Source organism: Rhodococcus sp. NPDC057297 (genome assembly GCF_042667435.1).
GTDB lineage: Bacteria > Actinomycetota > Actinomycetes > Mycobacteriales > Mycobacteriaceae > Rhodococcoides.
Window position 1 is genome coordinate 131,154 of sequence record NZ_JBHUZE010000004.1, and the last position, 18,885, is coordinate 150,038.

General features: G+C 65.6%; 17 protein-coding genes and 1 riboswitch. Of the genes, 11 read left to right on the plus strand and 6 right to left on the minus strand.

Translation table 11 applies throughout. The features are described from left to right. Positions 1-35: 35 nt before the first annotated feature. Positions 36-1,838 carry a penicillin-binding transpeptidase domain-containing protein gene (locus tag ACFULT_RS14050; RefSeq protein WP_378481733.1) on the plus strand — a complete coding sequence of 601 codons (1,803 nt, stop codon included), beginning with the start codon at positions 36-38 and terminating at the stop codon, positions 1,836-1,838. Here ACFULT_RS14050 and ACFULT_RS14055 read toward each other — a convergent pair. Next, on the minus strand, positions 1,835-2,716 hold the full coding sequence (locus ACFULT_RS14055; RefSeq protein ID WP_037111454.1) for a LuxR C-terminal-related transcriptional regulator: 882 nt from the start codon (positions 2,714-2,716) through the stop codon (positions 1,835-1,837). The genes ACFULT_RS14050 and ACFULT_RS14055 overlap by 4 nt on opposite strands. Before the next feature lie 94 nt (positions 2,717-2,810). Between ACFULT_RS14055 and map the strand changes: the two genes are divergently transcribed. Both map and ACFULT_RS14065 read left to right on the plus strand, forming a co-directional pair. Continuing rightward, entirely contained in the window at positions 2,811-3,686 is an 876-nt protein-coding gene (gene map / locus ACFULT_RS14060; RefSeq protein WP_052059331.1) for a type I methionyl aminopeptidase, read from the plus strand. 109 nt (positions 3,687-3,795) lie between these two features. Beyond that, entirely contained in the window at positions 3,796-5,295 is a 1,500-nt protein-coding gene (locus ACFULT_RS14065; protein WP_378481901.1) for a cobyric acid synthase, read from the plus strand. A gap of 8 nt (positions 5,296-5,303) precedes the next feature. On the opposite strand, the gene ACFULT_RS14070 is transcribed toward ACFULT_RS14065, so the two are convergent. The 3 genes from ACFULT_RS14070 to ACFULT_RS14080 are packed head-to-tail and all read right to left on the minus strand — an operon-like array spanning position 5,304 to position 7,311. Next, complete coding sequence (locus ACFULT_RS14070; protein ID WP_037111455.1) at positions 5,304-5,999, minus strand: hypothetical protein; 696 nt, start codon at positions 5,997-5,999, stop codon at positions 5,304-5,306. Beyond that, the gene (locus ACFULT_RS14075; protein ID WP_037111456.1) at positions 5,996-6,952 is read right to left on the minus strand and encodes an ABC transporter ATP-binding protein; all 957 of its coding nucleotides are present in this window, start codon (positions 6,950-6,952) and stop codon (positions 5,996-5,998) included. The genes ACFULT_RS14070 and ACFULT_RS14075 overlap by 4 nt, the downstream gene beginning before the upstream one ends. After that, complete coding sequence (locus tag ACFULT_RS14080; RefSeq protein WP_176460127.1) at positions 6,949-7,311, minus strand: GntR family transcriptional regulator; 363 nt, start codon at positions 7,309-7,311, stop codon at positions 6,949-6,951. Before ACFULT_RS14080 ends, ACFULT_RS14075 begins: the two co-directional genes overlap by 4 nt. A 143-nt stretch (positions 7,312-7,454) precedes the next feature. On the opposite strand from ACFULT_RS14080, the gene ACFULT_RS14085 reads away from it, so the two are divergent. Next, entirely contained in the window at positions 7,455-8,021 is a 567-nt protein-coding gene (locus ACFULT_RS14085; RefSeq protein WP_037111461.1) for an alpha/beta fold hydrolase, read from the plus strand. Between the two features lie 9 nt (positions 8,022-8,030). Here the strand turns inward: ACFULT_RS14085 and mtr are convergent, their stop codons facing one another. Continuing rightward, positions 8,031-9,419, minus strand: a complete 1,389-nt coding sequence (gene mtr / locus ACFULT_RS14090; RefSeq protein WP_378481734.1) for a mycothione reductase — start codon at positions 9,417-9,419, stop codon at positions 8,031-8,033. Continuing rightward, positions 9,416-10,456 carry an alpha/beta hydrolase gene (locus ACFULT_RS14095; protein ID WP_378481735.1) on the minus strand — a complete coding sequence of 347 codons (1,041 nt, stop codon included), beginning with the start codon at positions 10,454-10,456 and terminating at the stop codon, positions 9,416-9,418. The genes mtr and ACFULT_RS14095 overlap by 4 nt, the downstream gene beginning before the upstream one ends. A gap of 178 nt (positions 10,457-10,634) precedes the next feature. Here ACFULT_RS14095 and mqo point away from each other — a divergent pair, with 178 nt between their 5' ends. The 7 genes from mqo to ACFULT_RS14130 all read left to right on the plus strand — a co-directional run bounded on the left by mqo (position 10,635) and on the right by ACFULT_RS14130 (position 18,884). Then, positions 10,635-12,146 (plus strand): malate dehydrogenase (quinone), encoded by a 1,512-nt coding sequence (gene mqo / locus ACFULT_RS14100; protein WP_020110277.1) that lies wholly within the window; start codon positions 10,635-10,637, stop codon positions 12,144-12,146. A gap of 12 nt (positions 12,147-12,158) precedes the next feature. Then, positions 12,159-12,635 carry a GNAT family N-acetyltransferase gene (locus tag ACFULT_RS14105; protein WP_019664215.1) on the plus strand — a complete coding sequence of 159 codons (477 nt, stop codon included), beginning with the start codon at positions 12,159-12,161 and terminating at the stop codon, positions 12,633-12,635. 10 nt (positions 12,636-12,645) lie between these two features. Next, a riboswitch (adenosylcobalamin (AdoCbl) riboswitch) is annotated at positions 12,646-12,797 on the plus strand. A gap of 42 nt (positions 12,798-12,839) precedes the next feature. Beyond that, entirely contained in the window at positions 12,840-14,753 is a 1,914-nt protein-coding gene (locus ACFULT_RS14110) for a magnesium chelatase subunit D family protein (RefSeq protein WP_378481736.1), read from the plus strand. A 13-nt stretch (positions 14,754-14,766) separates the two neighbouring features. Then, complete coding sequence (gene cobO, locus ACFULT_RS14115; protein WP_378481737.1) at positions 14,767-15,387, plus strand: cob(I)yrinic acid a,c-diamide adenosyltransferase; 621 nt, start codon at positions 14,767-14,769, stop codon at positions 15,385-15,387. Further along, entirely contained in the window at positions 15,381-16,814 is a 1,434-nt protein-coding gene (locus ACFULT_RS14120; protein ID WP_378481738.1) for a cobyrinate a,c-diamide synthase, read from the plus strand. Before cobO ends, ACFULT_RS14120 begins: the two co-directional genes overlap by 7 nt. Continuing rightward, positions 16,811-17,173 (plus strand): cobalamin biosynthesis protein, encoded by a 363-nt coding sequence (locus ACFULT_RS14125; RefSeq protein WP_378481739.1) that lies wholly within the window; start codon positions 16,811-16,813, stop codon positions 17,171-17,173. Before ACFULT_RS14120 ends, ACFULT_RS14125 begins: the two co-directional genes overlap by 4 nt. Before the next feature lie 46 nt (positions 17,174-17,219). After that, on the plus strand, positions 17,220-18,884 hold the full coding sequence (locus ACFULT_RS14130; RefSeq protein ID WP_241483834.1) for an alkaline phosphatase D family protein: 1,665 nt from the start codon (positions 17,220-17,222) through the stop codon (positions 18,882-18,884). Position 18,885 lies beyond the last annotated feature (1 nt).

Here is an 18,885-nt window from a genome sequence, read left to right on the forward strand (position 1 = left end):
GGGGACGCGGGCGTCGCCGAACTACGATGAGCGCAATGAAATTTTCGGGTGTTCGTCGTTGCCTCGTAGTCGCGGCTGCGGGTGTGGTGGTGTCGGGATCGGCGGTGGCCTGCACGCCGAGTCCGGCGGGACCCGAACCCGCGGCGCAGGCTTTCCTCGATGCATTCTCCTCGCAGAACATCGACGCCGCCGCGGCCGACACCGATCGTCCGGACGTCGCGTCCGCCGCGTTGTCGGACGCCTGGAGCAACCTGCAAGCCGAATCGCTGGAAGCTACGACAACTTCGGTTCGGGTCGACGGGGACACGGCCACGGTCGGCTACACCTACGAGTGGCACCTGCCGAAGGACCGCGTGTGGACGTACGACGGCGAACTGCGTATGGGACGCACAGACGGGCAGTGGGGCGTGCGGTGGACCTCGACCGACATCCACCCTGGCCTGGGAGAAACGCAAACCATGGCTCTGCGGTCGACGGCACCGCCGCGTGCGCGTGTGAACGAACGCTCCGGTACCGACGTGTTGGTTCCGGGCGTCGTACATCGCATCAAGGTCACCGCCGACGAGTCGGACAACATCGTCGCGACGGCCACGAACCTCGCCAGGCTTCTCGCTCCGTTCGACTCCAGCATCTCAGCGCAGAGCATCGTGGAGTCCGCGACGTCCGTCGACGGCGCGTACCCGGTTGCGTTGCTCCGGGACGAGGACTACCAAACGGTCGCGTCGGCACTCGCGGGATTGTCGGGAGTATCGGCGTCGGATGAATCGGATCTGCTGTCCACCGACAGGAACTTCGCTCCCGACCTGGTCTCTCAGGTCAAGAAATCCGTTATCGACGAGGTCGATGGCAAGGCCGGGTGGAGCGTGGTGACGGTCAACCGGAACGGCGTCGACATCGACGTGTTGACCGACACGCCGCCCGAGCCCGCGCCGTCGTTCTCGATCAGTCTGGATCGCAACATCCAGGTTGCAGCACAGAATGCGGTGGATGCACGCGCCGAGCAGGCGATGACGGTGGTGATCCAACCGTCGACCGGTGCCGTCCTTGCCGTCGCGCAGAACAAGGCAGCAGACAGGGATGGTCCTGTTGCATCCGCCGGCCTGTATCCGCCGGGATCGACCTTCAAGATCATCACTGCCGGTGCCGCCATCTCCAACGGACTCGCGGGCCCGGAGACCACGGTTCCGTGCCCGGGCCGCATCGAGATCGGCGAACGCAGCATCCCGAACTACAACGAGTTCTCGCTCGGAAACGTCTCCATGGGAACGGCGTTCACGAGGTCGTGCAACACGTCCTTCGCGAAGTTGGCGAGCGAGATGGCGCCCGACGCGTTGACGGTGGCGGCGTCGCAGTTCGGCATCGGTCCGGAGTACGACGTGGTCGGCCTGCCGACGGACTCCGGCTCGGTTCCTCCGGCGGAGGAGTTGGTGCAGCGCACCGAGGACGGCTTCGGCCAGGGCAAGGTGGTGGTGTCCACCTTCGGCATGGCGTTGGCGGCGGCCACGGTGGCCAACGGCTCGACGCCGGTGCCGACTCTCATCGTCGGACGGGAGACCACGATCGAGGGGGAACACCCGCAGATCGAACCTGCGATGGTCGACGGTCTTCGCGGCATGATGCGCTCGGTGGTGACCAGCGGAACAGCCGAGCGGATCGCCGACCAGGGTGAGGTATACGGCAAGACCGGTGAAGCCGAGGTCGACGGTGGATCACACGCGTGGTTCGTCGGCTATCGAGGCGATCTGGCGTTCGCGACCCTGGTGGTTCGCGGCGGCAGCTCGGACAACGCGGTGGCGGTCACTCGTCAGATGTTCGAGGAATTGCCTGCCGGCTACTAAGGGAGAAGACCCAAACGGCGTGCGGCGACGACGGATTCGTGGCGTGTGCGCGTACCGGTCTTGCTCATGATCGACCGAAGGTAGGACTTGACCGTCTCCGGCCTCAGCGACAGCCTCGCGGCTGCCTCGGCGTTGGTGCACCCGAGTGCGATCTGCGCGAGAACGTCGGTTTCGCGAGCGGAGAGTGTCACGTCCGACTCCACGTCGGGACCGCGCAACGAGCCTGCGATCCGGTCGGACAGTTCCACGAGGCGCGCTGCCACGGCTTCGTCGATGTCGGATCCCGATAGGGTACGCAACTCGGCGTGGATCTCGCGCAGGGTCTCCGTCGCCGACGTCGAGGGCGCAGCCGGGTGTGCGGCGACACTGTCCATCAAACGCAGCCGACGGTCTACCTCGTCGCGGACGGCGATTTCCTGCGCCAGTCGCTTCGATGCGCGGATCATGCTGTCCGCGACGCGGTCGCCCATCGGTCCACGCTCCCGGATCGCCGCGTACATCACCGCCCGCGACGCCCCCGCGACGACGACAGGAACGGCCAGAATCGATTGCAGACCCTCGCCGAGGACCGGCTGATCGTAATCGTGGGTGATGTACATCGACGCTCGGTAGTCACTGACCGCGGCAGGCCGACGCTGATCCAGAACTCGTCCGCCGAGGCCGGATCTGCTCGGAATGACGAGTCCGTCCAGGCCTCGTGTTCTGGTGCCGTGAAAGTGGCTGAGGCACAATGTGTGCGAGTCGACTTCGCCGCCGAACACGACCGGAACCCCCGACGCGTCGGCGATGTGCCTCAATTCGGCGCGCAGCGCATCCCCATCACGTGGACGGAGAACGCCGTCACGTGTGCGGGGTCGTGGGACTTGGTCGGTCGACACGTCGGGCTCCTCGGGGTGCTGTGACCTGCATCATAGCTGGTGACGTGTCGGGCCGTGACAATCGGGTTCGACCCTCACCGACTACCCTGGACACATGTCTGTGACCGCCGAGAGCAAGCCGCGCCAGCCACTCGTGCCGGGTGTCGTATCACCGGTTCTGTCCGTTCCAGCGTCGATCGAAAGACCGGAGTACGCGTGGAAGCCGACGGCGAACGAAGGCAGCGAGCCGTGGGTTCAGACGCCCGAGGTGATCGAGAAGATGCGAGTTGCGTCCACGATCGCCGCTCGCGCACTCCAGGAAGCGGGAAAAGCCGTCGCGCCAGGTGTGACGACCGATCAACTCGACCGCATCGCGCACGAGTACATGATCGACCACGGTGCGTATCCGTCGACGTTGGGATACAGGGGATTCCCGAAATCCTGCTGCACCTCTCTCAACGAGGTCATCTGCCACGGCATCCCCGATTCGACCGTCGTTCAGGACGGCGACATCGTCAACATCGACGTGACCGCCTACATCGACGGTGTTCATGGGGACACCAACGCGACATTCCTCGCCGGGAACGTATCCGAAGAGGCGCGGTTGCTCGTCGAGCGCACGCACGAAGCGACGATGCGTGCCATCAAGGCGGTCAAGCCTGGCCGCGCGCTCAACGTCGTGGGCCGCGTCATCGAGTCGTACGCGCATCGGTTCGGCTACGGGGTCGTGGAGGATTTCACCGGCCACGGCATCGGCACCACGTTCCACAACGGTCTGGTCGTGCTGCATTACGATCAGCCGTCGGTGGACACCGTCATCGAGCCGGGTATGACCTTCACGATCGAGCCGATGATCAACCTGGGCACCATCGACGGCGAGATGTGGGACGACGGCTGGACAGTGGTGACGAGGGACCGCAAGTGGACCGCGCAGTTCGAGCACACCCTCGTCGTCACGGATACGGGCTGCGAAATTCTCACCCTGCCGTGAGTGGAGCCTGCGGAATGAACGTTGCGTTGGCCGTGAGTGGAGCCTGCGGAATGAACCTCGCGTTGGCCGTGAGTGGAGCCTGCGGAATGAACGTTGCGTTGTGATAGCTCTGAGTGGTGCGCTGCTGGTCGCGGGTACGACGTCCGACGCAGGTAAGAGCGTGTTGGTGGCGGGCCTGTGCCGGATGCTGGCGCGCCGAGGCGTGTCGGTGGCGCCGTTCAAGGCGCAGAACATGTCCAACAACTCGGTGGTGACGCTCGACGGCGGGGAGATCGGGCGGGCGCAGGCACTGCAGGCGGCGGCGTGCGGTCTGGAGCCGAGCGTGCGGTTCAATCCGGTTCTGCTCAAACCGGGAAGCGACCGCACCTCGCAGTTGGTGGTGCGCGGACGCGCGGTGGCGCAGGTGTCCGCGTCCAACTACATCGAGCACCGGCAGGCCCTACGCGCGGTCGTCGCCGCGGAACTCGAGTCCCTCCGCGGTGAATTCGACGTGGTGATCTGCGAGGGCGCTGGTTCTCCTGCCGAGATCAACCTACGTGCAACGGATCTCGCGAACATGGGACTGGCCACCGCTGCGTCGATACCGGTGGTGGTAGTCGGAGACATCGACCGCGGGGGAGTACTGGCTCATCTCTACGGAACGATCGCCGTGCTGTCGCCCGAGGATCAAGCGTTGGTCAAGGGGTTCGTGATCAACAAGTTTCGAGGTGATCCGGCGTTGCTGGAGCCGGGACTCGATCAACTTCGATCACTCACGGACAGGCCGACGTTCGGCGTCGTGCCGTATTGCGACGAACTGTGGATGGACGCCGAGGATTCGCTCGGGGTGGTAGCCGACGCGCCGGTGGGCCGTCCGTCACGTCCGGTGGGCGAACAATGGCTGCGGGTGGCAGCGATTCGGCTGCCCCGCATATCCAACACGACGGACGTCGAGGCGCTCGCGTGCGAGCCAGGTGTGTCTGTTCAGTGGGTGACGGAGCCGTCGCGGCTGCCCGACGCCGATCTTGTCGTCGTGCCGGGAAGCAAAGCGACGTTGTCCGATCTGGCGTGGCTGCGCAAGACAGGTCTGGCGGAGGCGCTCGAGGAACGTGGCCGCACCGGGCGGCCCGTTCTGGGCATCTGCGGCGGGTACCAGATGCTGGGGCAGACCATCTCGGATGGAGTCGAGTCCGACGTCGAAAAGATCGACGGACTCGGTCTTCTCGACCTCGACATCGAATTCCGTGCGGACAAGGTGCTGGCGCGTGTGCAGGGTTCGTCGCCTCGGTTTGCCGATTCGGCGGTGTCCGGTTACGAGATTCATCACGGCCGCGTTGTACGCGCCGGCGATTCGCCGCTGCTGACGTACGCCGATGGCAAGTCCGAGGGCAGTGTGCGAGGGTCGGTGATCGGTACGCATTGGCACGGTGTGCTCGAGTCCGACGACTTCCGTCGCGAGTTCCTGCGCTGGGCCGCTCGACTTTCGGGGCGGTCGGGGTTCGCGGTGTCGCCGGATACCAGCGTCGCGCAGCTTCGTCAGGACCAACTGGATCTGCTGGCCGACCTCGTCGAGAACAACGTCGACGTCGACGCCCTGCTCGGTGTCATCGAGCGAGGCGTCGACGCCTGAGCGTCAGGTTACGGTGTTGCCGACCGCAACCCTGCCCATCCGGTGACCGCGAACAGTCCAGCCAGAACCAGGGGTATGACGCCGAGCAGAACGAGCGCAGGCGTGTCGAGGAAGAAGCGTCCGACCTGCGGCCACCAGCGTTGCCACGTGACGAGGATGGCGCCACCTCCGACGAGGACGACGGTGCCCAGGCCGATGGCGAGGACGCCGTTCACTCGGTATTGCTGGTAGGCGACCCCCAGGAACAGTCCGATCGCGGCGACGAGCAGCAGCGTCGCGAACAAGCCGAACCATTGCACGGCTGGATTGTCCGTCACGTATCGGACGATTCCGAACATCCGCAGCTTGACGCCGAAGCCTCCGGTGGCGGCTTCCACGGCGGACAGAATCCACACGACAGTTGCCAGTACCGCAGACTGAACGACGCCGACCAGTGCAGTGGCGGTGAAGAATTCGCGTCTGGTCACCGATATTCCGAGCGCGAACGGGAACGTCTGGGTCACGGCCTGCAGATAGAACCCCACCGCAAATCCGTACATCGAGAACAGTGCACCGGTGAAGTTGTAGTCGCTGTCGGTGGTGGGTATCAACGCGAAGATGACGTAGCAGATGGCGAACGAGATGGCGAGAATTCCGAGGGGCCAGCCGATGATCAGCGGCCACGCGACCGTATGCAGACGGGCGACGTCGAACGTTCGTTTCATGAGACCGACTCCTCGGTGGCGTGATCGGGCGTGAGGGAGGCGCCCCGGCCGTACGCGGTGGTGTTCCGAATGACCAACTGCTGCAGCGACAGTGGCTCGGTGGCGAGGCCGAGGGAAGATGCATGTGCTCGTTGTGCGTCGGTGAGGGCAGCGTCGATACTGACCCTGGCCATGGACCCGAGTGACTCTCGGTGCAACACAGTGTGATCGGCGACGAGCTTCTCGACTGCGTCCGCGGCGCCCGAGATCACGAATGCGCTGTGGCGTAGATCGTCGGCGTCGGCATCGATGACGATGCGCCCCTTGTCGATCAGCAGCACGTGCTCGATCAGGTCGCTCACCTCGTCGATCAGGTGGGTCGACAGCACGATCGTGCGCGGGTTCTCGGCATAATCCGCCAACAGGCGGTCGTAGAACATGTGTCGCGCAACGGCGTCGAGTCCCAGGTACGGTTCGTCGAAGAAGGTCAGCGGTGCACGTGACGCCAGCCCGATGACGATTCCCAGCGCGGAGGTCATACCGCGTGAGAGCTTCTTGACCTTGCGGGAGGGCGGCAGATCGAAATCGCGGACCAGTTCGTCGGCGAAGGTCCGATCCCAGTGCGGGAGAAGCCGTGCAGCGCACGTGAGTACGTGACGGACCCTGAAGTCGTCAGGATACTTCTGGCTTTCCTTGACGAAGCAGACGTCGGCCGAGACCGCACTGTTCTCGAACGGCGGCATCCCGAACACCTCGACGGTGCCCGCGCTCTGGCGATTCTGCGCTGTGAGCAACTGCATGACCGTCGTCTTGCCTGCGCCGTTGCGACCGAGCAGACCGTAGATCTTGTCGGCGTGCAGGTCGAAGTCGACACCGTCGACGGCGGTGAAGTCCCCGTAGGTCTTGGTGAGGTTGCGGACCGAAGCGATGACTGGAGAGTCGTCGACCACGGTGAGGTCGTGACGGGCGTTCATGGTGCTTCCTCCCAGTTGTCGAGCATGGACTTGAGTTCGTCGACGGTCATGCCGAGCTTGCGTGCCTCGGTGACCAACGGCCTGATGAATTGATCGGCGAAGCCGTCTCGTCGACGAAATCTCAGCGCGTCGCGTGCACCGGTGGTGACGAACATGCCGATACCTCGTTTCTTGTAGAGGATGCCGTCGGCAACCAGCTTGGTCAGGCCCTTACCTGCGGTTGCGGGGTTGATGCGATGGAAGGCCGCCAGCTCGTTGGTCGAGGGGACCTGGCTTTCCTCGGCGAGTCCGCCGTCGATGATCGAGTTCTCCACCATCTCGGCGATCTGGATGAAGAGCGGGCGACCTTCGTCCATCAGCGCGAGGTCCACGAGCTTGGTTGCTTAAGCGGTTCATTACTCATGTAACTAACCATAGAACCCGAACGGGTCCGAGGCAAGGGCGGCGAGCGAAGAGGTCCGTTGTGGATCGTGGGCATCGGGGTGCAGTAGCGTCGTATCCCATGGATCACAAGCACGTTGCAGCCCGCGGCGGGAGCTGCACCCTGCGCATCGCCGGTCCGGAATCGCGGCACGTCGTGCTGCTGCTCCCCGACGCAGGCGATGCCCCCGATGTGTACGACAGCGTAGCCGAGCGGTTGCACAACTCGGACCTCAAAACCGTTGCGGTGGAGGACATCAACGGGCTCGACCACGATGGAGTGCTCGAGTTGCTGACCGAACTCGGGTTGCCCTGGGTGCATCTGGTCGGCAGCGGAGTGGGTGCCGAGCTGGCCTGGGGCCTCGCAGCACGCACGTTCGGCAAGTTCACGTCGCTGGTGGTGTGCAACCGAACCCACCCAGCCATCGCCGACGAGAACGGAACCGTGCGCGCAGCCGACTGCCCGGCCGTGGAGATCCCGACGACCCTCGTGGTCGGGAGTTCACTCCGGGCACCGGGTGCGGACGCCAGTGGCCGCCTCGTCTACGGCGATTTCCGTGTCGTCCGACTCGACGGGGTGGACAACATTCCCTCGGCCGCATCGGCCGAGCTCGCCACGGAGATCGTGCTGCGCACCAGCCCCTGGTGATCTACTCGGTCAGATGTCCAGGCCCAGAAGCGCGTTCTCGACCACCTCGGGTAGGCCCGGGTGGATCCAGTACTGGCCGCGCGCCATCTCCGGGACGGTGGTCCCGAAACTCATTGCCTGGATGAGTGGCTGGATCACCGTCGGGGCCTGAGCTCCGATCACGTGGGCGCCGAGAATCCGACCGGTCTTCTTCTCCGCGACGATCTTGCAGAACCCGTCACGATCCTCCATCGCCCAGCCGTACGCCACATCGCCGTAGTCCTGGATCTTGACGGCGATGTCGAACCCTTCGTCGCGTGCCTGCTCCTCGGTGAGGCCGACCTCGGCGATCTGAGGGTGTGTGAACACCGCCGCGGGCACGAATCTGTGGTCGAAGGCCAGGAACGACGAGGTGTCGTTCCACTCGTGCTGCAGAAGGTTGTGTTGGACGATCCGGGCTTCGTGGTTCGCGACGTGCTTGAGCTGATACTCCGACGACACGTCGCCGAGGGCGAACACACCGTCGGCGGTGGTGCGGCCGAACTCGTCGACGACGATTCGTCCTTCGTCGTCGAGTTCGATGCCTCCTGCCTCCGCGCCCAGTCGATCACCGTTCGGCTCACGCCCGACGGCGACGAGCAGGACGTCACCCAGCACGCGGGTTCCGTCCTTCAGCTCGAGGCCGACACGATCGCCGTCGGAGACTGCGGACACCTCGCCCGAGTCGAGGTGGACGTCCCAGCTTCGCTGCGCCAGCTCGGTGAATCGGGTGGACACATCGACGTCCAGCCCTCGCAGCAAGGCGTTCTTGCGTGCCACGATCGACACCTTGGAGCCGAGTGCGCCGAAGACATGAGCGAATTCGGCTGCGATGTAGCCGGATCCGAGGACGACGATGTGCTCGGGGAGCTCGGGCAGCCGCATGATGTCGCTGTTGGTGTAGTAGCGAACGCCGGACTCGGCGACCGCGTCGGGAATCACCGGACGGGACCCGGCGGCGACGACGACCTGGTCGGCGGTGATGACCGAGCCGGTTCCGGTGTCGATCGTGCGGGGACCGACGAACGTGGCGTGACCGCTGAAGAGGGTGACGTTGGGGCTGCCGTTCTCGCGGTAGTCCTTGCCTCCGGCGGCGATGGGATCGATGCGGCCGAACACTCGGTTCACGATGTCCGGCCAGCGCACCTTGTCGATCGACGCGTCGATCCCGTAGCGCGAGGAATCGCGGATGGTCTGCGCGACCTCGGAGGCGTACACGAACATCTTGGTGGGAATGCACCCGACGTTGAGGCAGGTGCCGCCGAACGGCGAATGCTCCTCGAACAACGCGACTTTCAGGTCGGCGAAGCGATCGTCGGCAATGGAATTTCCTGACCCCGATCCGATGATCGCGATGTCGAAGTGCTCGGGTGTGGTCATCGAATGGTTCCGATCTCGCTGTGGTTCTGTCCGGATTCGCGGTCTATGTGGGCGCTGCGGTACAGCCAGTCGATCCACTCGTTCATCTCGTCGAACGCTTGCCTGCGTGGCGTCTCCTTGGACAGGAAGACGTCGTGACGAGCCCCCTCGATGGGAACGATGGTGGTCCGGTCGCCGAGACACCCGGCCCACCGCGCAATCTGACGCACGTCCAGAACGGCGTCGGCTGCATCGGTCTGCGAGCTGTACTTTCGCGAGAAGTGCGTGACCTTGGAGCGGAGAATCAGCGAGGGTACCCCGATGTCGAGGCCCCGGTGCAATGTCGCGTGCCCGTGCCGGATCGCTCGGATCCAACCGAACGTGACGGGGAATCCGGCCAGCGGCTTCCAATCGAGGTTGTACTCCCATTCGCCCTGCTCCGACGCGGCGAGCGACACGCCGTAGGTGTCGAGGCCGGTGCCCGGCACGGGAGTCTTCGCCTTCACCCGGCCGATGACGTCGATCGCGGTCGTTCCGACGCTTCTGATCGCAGGAGGTCCCTGCAGGTCGAACCATGGACTGTTGAGGACGACTCCGTCGATCCCCTGCGCGGCTGTGCCGCCGCTCCTGCGATTGAGCCTGTCCAACCACAGCGGAAGGATCAGCCCTCCGGTGGAGTGCGCGGTGAGCAGTACCGACCCGCCTCCGGTGTCCTCGCGCACCAAGGCGAGAGCCTCGGTGAGTTCGGCGTCGTACATCCCGAGGTCGGTCACGAAGTGCGGTGTCTGGCCCTCGCGCAGCGACCGTCCACATTTGCGCAGGTCGAGCGCGTAGAACGCGAACCCTTTGGCCGCGAAGTGCTCGGCGAGGTGTTGCTGGAAGAAGTAGTCGGTGTACCCGTGCACGTAGATCACCGCGCGGCGAGCAGAATCCGTCCCCGACGGTTGATACCGCACGAGGGTCGCTTCGACCGTCCCCTCGCCGTCGGGGTCGTCGCCGAGCGCGATGGTGGTCTGTTCGTAGCCGTCGCCGAGGACATCGGGCACCCAGGTAGTCACAGATCACAACTGTAGTAGGAGCGTCGGGCGGCATACGAGGAGCACAATCGGAGCAGGGCTTTTCAGGCGCGTCGAATCGGGTACGTACGGACGGGTAACGTAACCGCCACCGAAAAGTAGACAGTCGAAGCAGTCAGTCGCCGAGCGAGAACTCACGGACAAGGAAGTCGATTCTCCAGTGTCAAAAGAACAGCAGGTCAAGACCGACGTGGTTCTCGTCGGCGCCGGAATCATGAGCGCCACCCTCGGGGCTTTGCTGAAGCAGCTCGAACCCGAGTGGTCGCTGGACGTGTACGAGCGACTCGACGCGGCCGCTGCCGAGAGCAGCGACGCGTGGAACAACGCAGGTACCGGTCACTCCGCTCTGTGTGAGCTGAACTACACCCCGCAGAACAAAGACGGTTCCGTCGACATCGCCAAGGCGCTGAACGTCAACGAACAGTTCCAGGTGTCGCGTCAGTTCTGGGCGCACAGCATCGAATCCGGCGTGCTGAGCGACCCGAAGAACTTCATCAACCCCATTCCTCACGTCAGCTTCGTCCACGGCGAGTCGAACGTGAAGTACCTTCGCGCTCGATACGACGCACTGGCGTCGAACCCTCTGTTCGAGGGCATGGAATACATCGACAGCCCGGACGAGTTCACCCGGCGGCTGCCGCTGATGGGCGCGGGCCGAGACTTCTCCGACCCCGTCGCGTTGAACTGGAGCGACGAGGGCACCGACGTCGACTTCGGCGCGCTGACCCGTCAGCTGCTCAACTACATCTCCGGGTCCGGGGGCACGGTCCACTTCGGCACCGACGTCACCAACATCACCAAGCAGTCCGACGGCACGTGGAACGTGAAGATCGCGAACCTGCGGACCGGTGAAAAGAAGACCGTCAACGCCAAGTTCGTCTTCGTCGGAGCAGGCGGCGGTGCCCTGCATCTGCTGCAGAAGTCCGGGATCAGCGAGATCAAGGGCTTCGGTGGGTTCCCCGTCAGCGGCGAATGGCTACGTTGCACCAACCCCGATCTCATCGCCCAGCACTCGGCGAAGGTGTACGGCAAAGCGTCCGTCGGCGCGCCGCCGATGTCGGTGCCGCACCTCGACACTCGCGTCATCGGGGGCAAGCCGGGACTCCTCTTCGGCCCGTACGCAGGGTGGTCGCCGAAGTTCCTGAAGCAGGGCAAGTTCACGGACCTCCCCAGCTCGGTCAAGCCGGGCAACCTGATGTCCATGCTCGGCGTCGGTGTGACCGAGCTCGGCTTGGTGAAGTACCTCGTCGGCGAACTCGCCCAGTCGGCAGCCGATCGCGTCGAGACCCTGCGTGAGTTCGCGCCCCAGGTCGTCGGCAAGGACTGGGAGCTCGTCACGGCCGGTCAGCGTGTGCAGGTGATTCGCAAGAAGGGCCGCGGCGGAGTGCTCGAGTTCGGAACGGCCGTCATCAACGCGGCCGACGGCTCCATCGCGGGTCTGCTCGGCGCGTCGCCGGGTGCGTCCACCGCGGTGCCGGCGATGCTCGATGTGCTGCAGCGCTGCTTCGGTGACCGTTACGACGGTTGGCAGCCGAAGCTGAAGGAAATGGTGCCGTCCCTCGGCAAGAAGCTCGCCGAGGACCGGGCGTTGTTCCGCGAGGTCTTCGATTGGACGTCGGCTCGCCTCGAGCTCGGGCAGACCACCCAGGTCGCACAGCCCAGCGGCGTGTGATAGCAAGAGCTGATGACTACGCAAGCGGCTGCCCTCAAGCGTTCCTGGGCTCTGGACCTGTCCAACAAGACGTTGTACGACCTGTTGAAGTTGCGTGTCGAGGTTTTCGTCGTCGAGCAGGCGTGCGCCTACCCTGAGCTCGACGGTCGAGACCTCCTCTCCGAGACGCGGCATTTCTGGCTGGAACGAGACGGCGAGGTCGTCTGCACGTTGCGCCTGCTGGAAGAGCACGACGACGGTGAGAAGGCATTTCGTATCGGCCGGCTCTGCACGCAGCGGTCCGCGCGCGGACAGGGCCACACCACTCGCATTCTGCGCGCAGCGCTCGCCGAGGTGGGCTCGGCGCCGTGCCGCATCAACGCACAGAGCTACCTCGTCGACATGTACGCCAAGCACGGATTCCTTCCCGACGGGGAGGAAGTGCTCGAGGACGGAATTCCGCACACACCCATGCGTCGCGGGGGCGGAACTCCGTGGAGCGAGGCGTAACCTCACCGGTCGTCGAACGATCAGGAAGTTGATGCGGGGAAGTCCTGTGTGAATCAGGCACGGTCCCGCCACTGTGTAGGTGCTTCGGTCCCGTGGGGCCGAAGCGCCGAAGTCAGATCACCGCACAACTTCGCAGCAGGCCCGCCGGACCGGCGGGCCGTCACCTCTCCGGCGCGGAGTCCGCCGGGACGAAGGAGTTCTCTCGTGCAGCAGCCCGGCTATCCGTTCAGTGCGATCGTCGGCCAGGAGCAGCTGCGGTTGTCCCTGATCCTCTGCGCAGTGCACCCCGGTATCGGCGGCGTGTTGGTCCGGGGCGAGAAGGGGACCGCCAAATCCACCGTCGTCCGGGCGTTGGCCGCTCTGCTGCCCGCCGTCGACGACGAGGGTGTCACCAGGCCTGCACGGCTCGTCGAACTGCCCGTCGGTGCAACCGAGGATCGCGTGGTGGGCTCGCTCGATCTCGAGAAAGTGCTGCGCGACGGCGAACGTGCGTTTCAGCCGGGCCTGCTCGCCGCGGCGCACCGTGGAGTGCTCTACGTCGACGAGGTCAATCTGCTGCACGACCACCTCGTCGACGTCCTGCTCGACGCAGCGGCGATGGGCCGCGTGCACATCGAGCGTGACGGTGTGTCTCATTCGCACCCAGCCCAGTTCGTGCTCGTCGGAACCATGAACCCGGAAGAGGGAGAGCTTCGTCCTCAGCTGCTCGACCGGTTCGGACTGGCGGTCGAGGTCACCGCGTCCCGCGATGTCGACACCCGGATGAACGTGGTGAGGCGGCGACTGAACTACGAACAGAACCCCGAGAAGTTCGCGGCCGAGTACTCCGACTCCGACGCGGAGATCGCGCGGAAGATCGTGCACGCCCGGGCGGCACTGGCCGACGTGGTGCTCGACGACACCGAGCTGCGCCGAATCGCCGCTCTTTGTGCCGCTTTCGACGTCGACGGTATGCGAGCCGACCTGGTCGTGGCTCGCACGGCGACAGCGCACGCCGCCTGGCGCGGCGCCGACGCCGTCGACGAATCCGATGTCCGGGTCGCTGCAGAACTCGCACTGCCGCACCGGCGTCGGCGAGATCCCTTCGACGAACCGGGTATCGACGAGTCGGCCCTCGACGACGCGATGCGGGATGCCGCCGAGCAGGCGGAGTCCTCCGCCGAGTCGGATCCGGGACCCGACGACGACGGTGGCGGAGACGACGGTGGCGGAGACGACGGTGGCGGCGAACCGCAGCCCGATCCCGGGCCACAGTCCGGCACATCGTCGACGGACAAGCCCGACGCCCCCGAGAGAAAACCGGGTGAGCGGGACGCCGCAACACCCGGCGAGAAGTTTCGTGCGCGATCGATCGAGGTTCCCGGCGTCGGGGAGGGAGCCCCGGGTCGTAGGTCCAGGGCGCGCTCCCCGCAGGGACGCGTCGTGCGGTCGACGACGGAGCCGGGCAAGGGACTGCACCTCGTGGGGACACTGTTCGCTGCCGCGGAGTCCCAGGTCGCGCGAGGTCGACAGTCCGGCCGATTCGTGTTGCAGCCTTCCGATCTCCGGGGTGCGGTGCGTGAAGGCCGCGAAGGCAACCTCATTGTCTTCGTCGTCGATGCATCCGGTTCCATGGCGGCACGGGATCGTCTCTCCGCGGTGACCGGTGCAGTTCTGTCGTTGTTGCGCGATGCGTACCAGCGCCGAGACAAGGTCGCGGTCATCACCGTTCGAGGCCGGGACGCGGAGCTGGTGCTGCCCCCGACATCGAGCGTCGACGTCGCCGCCACACGGTTGCGAAGGATGAAGACCGGCGGCAGGTCACCGCTCGCTCAGGGCTTCGTCACAGCCCGGGACGTCGTGCTCCGTGAGAAGGTCCGCGACCCTCTGCGCCGTGCACTCGTCGTGGCGATGACGGATGGGCGAGCGACGGGCGGACCGGATCCGGTGGGCCGCGCGCGCACAGCGGCATCCCGCATCGCGGGTGATCACATCGGCTCGGTCGTCGTCGATTGCGAGTCGGGAATGGTCCGGCTCGGATTGGCCGCCGATTTCGCCCGCCACCTGCGCGGCGGGTACGTACGTCTGGCCGATCTGTCGGCCGAGCGCGTCGCCGCTGTCGTACGCGCGGCCGCATAGGAAGGCGAGAAGCATGCCTCGAGGAGTTCCTCTTCCCGGATCGGTACCGCAGGACGGATTGACCACCCGGCAGCGTCGCAATCAGCCGGTCCTGGCCGTGCACACCGGGCCGGGCAAAGGGAAGTCGACCGCTGCGTTCGGGATGGCGTTGCGCGCATGGAACCAGGGTTTCGACGTTGGTGTGTTCCAGTTCGTGAAGAGCGCCAAGTGGAAGGTGGGGGAGGAAGCGACTTTCAAGATGCTCGGCGAACTGCACGAATCGTCGGGTGTCGGTGGCGCGGTCGAATGGCACAAGATGGGCGAGGGCTGGTCCTGGACCCGAAAGAAGGGGTCCGAGGTGGACCATGCCGCGGCCGCCGCCGACGGGTGGGCGGAGATTGCGCGCCGGCTGTCGGAGCAGGAACATCGGTTCTACGTACTGGACGAATTCACGTATCCGTTGAAGTGGGGATGGGTCGACGTCGCCGAGGTCGTCGACGTCCTTCGGAGTCGGCCGGGTAACCAGCATGTCGTGATCACCGGCCGTGATGCACCTGCAGCGCTGATCGAGGCAGCCGATCTGGTCACCGAAATGGCCAAGATCAAGCATCCGATGGATGCGGGCCGCAAGGGCCAACGCGGTATCGAATGGTGACCACCTCCGTTCCCGCCGTCGTCATCGCCGCTCCGGCATCCGGGAGCGGAAAGACCACGGTGGCAACGGGTCTGATGGGTGCGCTGCGCGGCGCCGGGCGTCGTGTCGCACCGTTCAAGGTCGGCCCCGACTACATCGACCCCGGCTACCACGCCCTCGCGACCGGACTACCGGGCCGCAATCTCGACGCGGTCATGGTCGGCGCCGAGCGCATAGGTCCGCTGTATCGACACGGAAGCGCGGGCTGCGACATTTCCGTCGTCGAAGGTGTCATGGGCCTGTTCGACGGAAAGATCGACATGTCCGGTGGCGGCGCCGCCACAGCCGAGGGCTCGACTGCAGCCGTCGCTGCCATGCTCGGCGCGCCGGTCGTGTTGGTCGTCGACGCGCGCGGCCACAGTCAGAGTCTTGCCGCTGTGCTGCACGGGTTCTCGACGTTCGACACGTCCGTTCGCATCGGTGGAGTGATCCTGAATCGAGTGGGAAGTCCTCGCCACGAGGAGGTGCTCCGCCAAGCGTGCGACCGTGTCGGCGTGCCGGTTCTCGGGTCGCTGCCCCGGATGGCGGAACTGGCCGTGCCGTCCCGGCATCTCGGACTGATCACCGCGCTCGAGCACGGAGGCCGGGCACGGGCGGCCGTCGATGCGATGTCCGATCTCGTCGCCGCGCACGTGGACATCGCCGCAATCGTCGCCCTGGCTCGTTCGTCGGTGCAGGATCATTCGTGGGACCCCGCGGCCGAGGTGGGCACCAGAGACGAGGCACGCCCCGTGGTGGCCATGGCAGGGGGACCCGCGTTCACCTTCGGTTACGCCGAACACATCGAACTTCTCCGGGCTTCGGGAGCCGATGTCGTGGTGTTCGATCCTTTGACGGACGGACTACCCGACGGCACGGCCGGCGTCGTCGTCCCTGGCGGTTTCCCGGAGGAGCACGCCGAACAGTTGGCGTCGAACACTGCGTTGCTCGCCGATGTCCGCGCCGCGGCAGGCCGCGGCATTCCGATCCACGCGGAATGCGCCGGGCTCCTGTACCTGGCGCGCAAACTCGACGGGCACACGATGGCCGGAGTGCTCGACGTCGAAGCACGTTTCGGAACGTCGCTCACTCTCGGCTATCGCGACGCGGTGGCGCTGGAGACGTCCGTCCTGTTCGACGCCGGGCAACGCGTCAGCGGCCACGAGTTCCATCGGACCAGGCTCGTGGATCCGGCGCCCTCGGCCGATCTGCATTCCGCGTGGGGGTGGCGGAACCCCAGCGCTGCGGCAGAGCGGGCATTCGTGCAGGAGGGATTCGTGCATGGTGGCGTGCACGCGTCGTACCTGCACACGCACCCGGCGGGAAGTCCGGATTCGGTCCGTCGTTTCGTCGGTGCCTGCGCAACATTCTCCGCCGGGCGTACCCACGGGACCAGAGCAGGCGCGTGACACCGGTGGCCGTGTACGTGGTCGTAGGTATCGGGGCGACGTCGACGGCATCGGTGTCGGATTGCCTCGCCGTCCTGGATGACGTCGTACCGACGTCGTTCACGATCGGGGCGTTGTCCACGCTGGCCTCGAAGGAGATTCAGATGCTGCCCGTCGCCGCGTCCCTCGGTGTGACGCTGCACCTGTGGTCCGCGGAGGAACTTGCGGCGGTGACGGTCACCGAACCGTCCGTTCGGACGCAGGCCGCCACCGGAACGCCGAGTGTCGCCGAAGCGGCGGCGCTGCGCGCGGCCGGAGGACGACTCGTACTCGCGAAGACCAGCGCGCGCGGTGTGACCGTCGCTGCAGCGCTGCTGTGACCGGCCACAGTAGCGCGTCAGGCGGAGTCAGGGCATCGTGTTAACGATGACGTCTTCACCGCTCGTACTCGGTCCTCTCGTCCGCTATGTCGGTGCGCACGATGCGACGTTCTGGTTCGAGTTCGACAGGCCGGGAACCGTCCGAGTCACCACCGATACCGGCGTGCACGGTGAGGCTTCGACGTGGGGCGTTCACGGTCACCACTACGCGCTCGTCGCGCTCACCGATCTGCCTGCCGACACCGCCATCACCTACGACTCGACGTTCGACGGCCGCGTCGTCTGGCCCGAACCGGGTGCAACCGCGGCAATTCATACCATCGACCGGCACGGTCCGGTGACCTTCGCATTCGGATCCTGCAGGCGCGGAGACAATTACAGCGACGAATCCCTCCAGCGAATCGGCGCGGATGCGCTCGCGGGCCTCGGCACCCGCATGGCCGGGCAGGGACCGGAGGAATGGCCGCAGGCGCTGCTCCTGCTCGGCGACCAGGTCTATGCCGACGACCCGTCGCCGGAGATCATCGAGAGGTTGCGCGCTCGACGAGCCGCGGGCGACGGCCCGGCGAGTGCCCGCGACACCGACGCGGCCGACGAGATCTGCGACTTCGAGGAGTACTCGTGGCTCTACCACGAGTCGTGGGGAGTCGAGCCGGTCAGGACACTGCTCGCGAGCGTGCCGTCGTGCATGATTCTCGACGATCACGACCTGCGCGACGACTGGAACTCGTCGGCGTCGTGGCGCGCCGACATCGAGACCAGGCCCTGGTGGAAGGACCGCGTCGTGGGTGCGTTCTCGTCGTACTGGGTGTATCAGCACCTGGGCAATCTCTCGCCCGACGAGCTCGGTCGAGACGAGCTGTACGCACAGGTGAAGGCCGCTGCGACCGACGAGGATCGCGAACGCTTGCTCTCGGAGTTCTCGCTTCGAGTCGACGAGGTACCCGAGACGGGCCGGTGGAGCTTTTACCGAGACTTCGGTGACACTCGGTTGATCATGATCGACTCCCGGTGCTCTCGTGACCTCGACCCCAGCAGTCGCGCGATGGTCGACGACGTCGAGTGGGCGTGGGTCAGGGAACGCGCGCTCGAGAAGTCTCCGAGGCACCTGCTCTTCGGCTCGTCACTGCCGTATCTCATGCTGCCCGCACTGCATCACCTCGAACAGTGGAACGAGGCTGTGGCACAGGGAAGCTGGGGCAAGCTCGCGGCGCGAGTAGGAGAGAAGCTTCGAATCGACCTGGATCTCGAGCACTGGGCTGCGTTCGGAAAGTCGTTTCTGGACATGGCGACCCTCGTGCGCGAGATCTCCCGAAGCGACGACGCACCCGCCAGCATCATGTGGCTTTCCGGCGACGTGCACTGCTCGTACGTCGCGCGTGCCGAGTTCGGCGTGGGAGGCGACGTTCCTGCGACGTACCAGTTGACGATGTCGCCGTTCCGCAACCCGCTGAACCTGCCGATCCGTGCCGTCAACCGGCTCGCGATCAAACGTCCGGCCGCCCGTGTACTGGCCTCGCTCGCACGGGGAGCCAAGGTGCCGCCGCCCGACGTCAGCTGGGAAGCCGAAGCCGGGCCGTGGTTCGACAACGGCGTCATGCTGCTCACGACCGAAGGGGAGACGGCGCGCGTGAGCGTCGAGCATGCGCACGTCGATCCCGTCGGCCGACAGACCTTGACCACCACTCGAAAAATGACGTTGACTCCCTGAC

What these genes read in the sequence shown, in the direction of transcription:
- ACFULT_RS14050 (WP_378481733.1), top strand. Translation starts at nt 36, where the DNA reads ATGAAATTTTCGGGTGTTCGTCGTTGCCTCGTAGTCGCGGCTGCGGGT.
- map (WP_052059331.1), top strand. Translation starts at nt 2,811, where the DNA reads ATGTCTGTGACCGCCGAGAGCAAGCCGCGCCAGCCACTCGTGCCGGGT.
- ACFULT_RS14105 (WP_019664215.1), top strand. Translation starts at nt 12,159, where the DNA reads ATGACTACGCAAGCGGCTGCCCTCAAGCGTTCCTGGGCTCTGGACCTG.
- mtr (WP_378481734.1), bottom strand. Translation starts at nt 9,419, where the DNA reads ATGACCACACCCGAGCACTTCGACATCGCGATCATCGGATCGGGGTCA.
- ACFULT_RS14120 (WP_378481738.1), top strand. Translation starts at nt 15,381, where the DNA reads ATGGTGACCACCTCCGTTCCCGCCGTCGTCATCGCCGCTCCGGCATCC.
- cobO (WP_378481737.1), top strand. Translation starts at nt 14,767, where the DNA reads ATGCCTCGAGGAGTTCCTCTTCCCGGATCGGTACCGCAGGACGGATTG.
- ACFULT_RS14070 (WP_037111455.1), bottom strand. Translation starts at nt 5,999, where the DNA reads ATGAAACGAACGTTCGACGTCGCCCGTCTGCATACGGTCGCGTGGCCG.
- ACFULT_RS14085 (WP_037111461.1), top strand. Translation starts at nt 7,455, where the DNA reads ATGGATCACAAGCACGTTGCAGCCCGCGGCGGGAGCTGCACCCTGCGC.
- ACFULT_RS14075 (WP_037111456.1), bottom strand. Translation starts at nt 6,952, where the DNA reads ATGAACGCCCGTCACGACCTCACCGTGGTCGACGACTCTCCAGTCATC.
- ACFULT_RS14130 (WP_241483834.1), top strand. Translation starts at nt 17,220, where the DNA reads ATGACGTCTTCACCGCTCGTACTCGGTCCTCTCGTCCGCTATGTCGGT.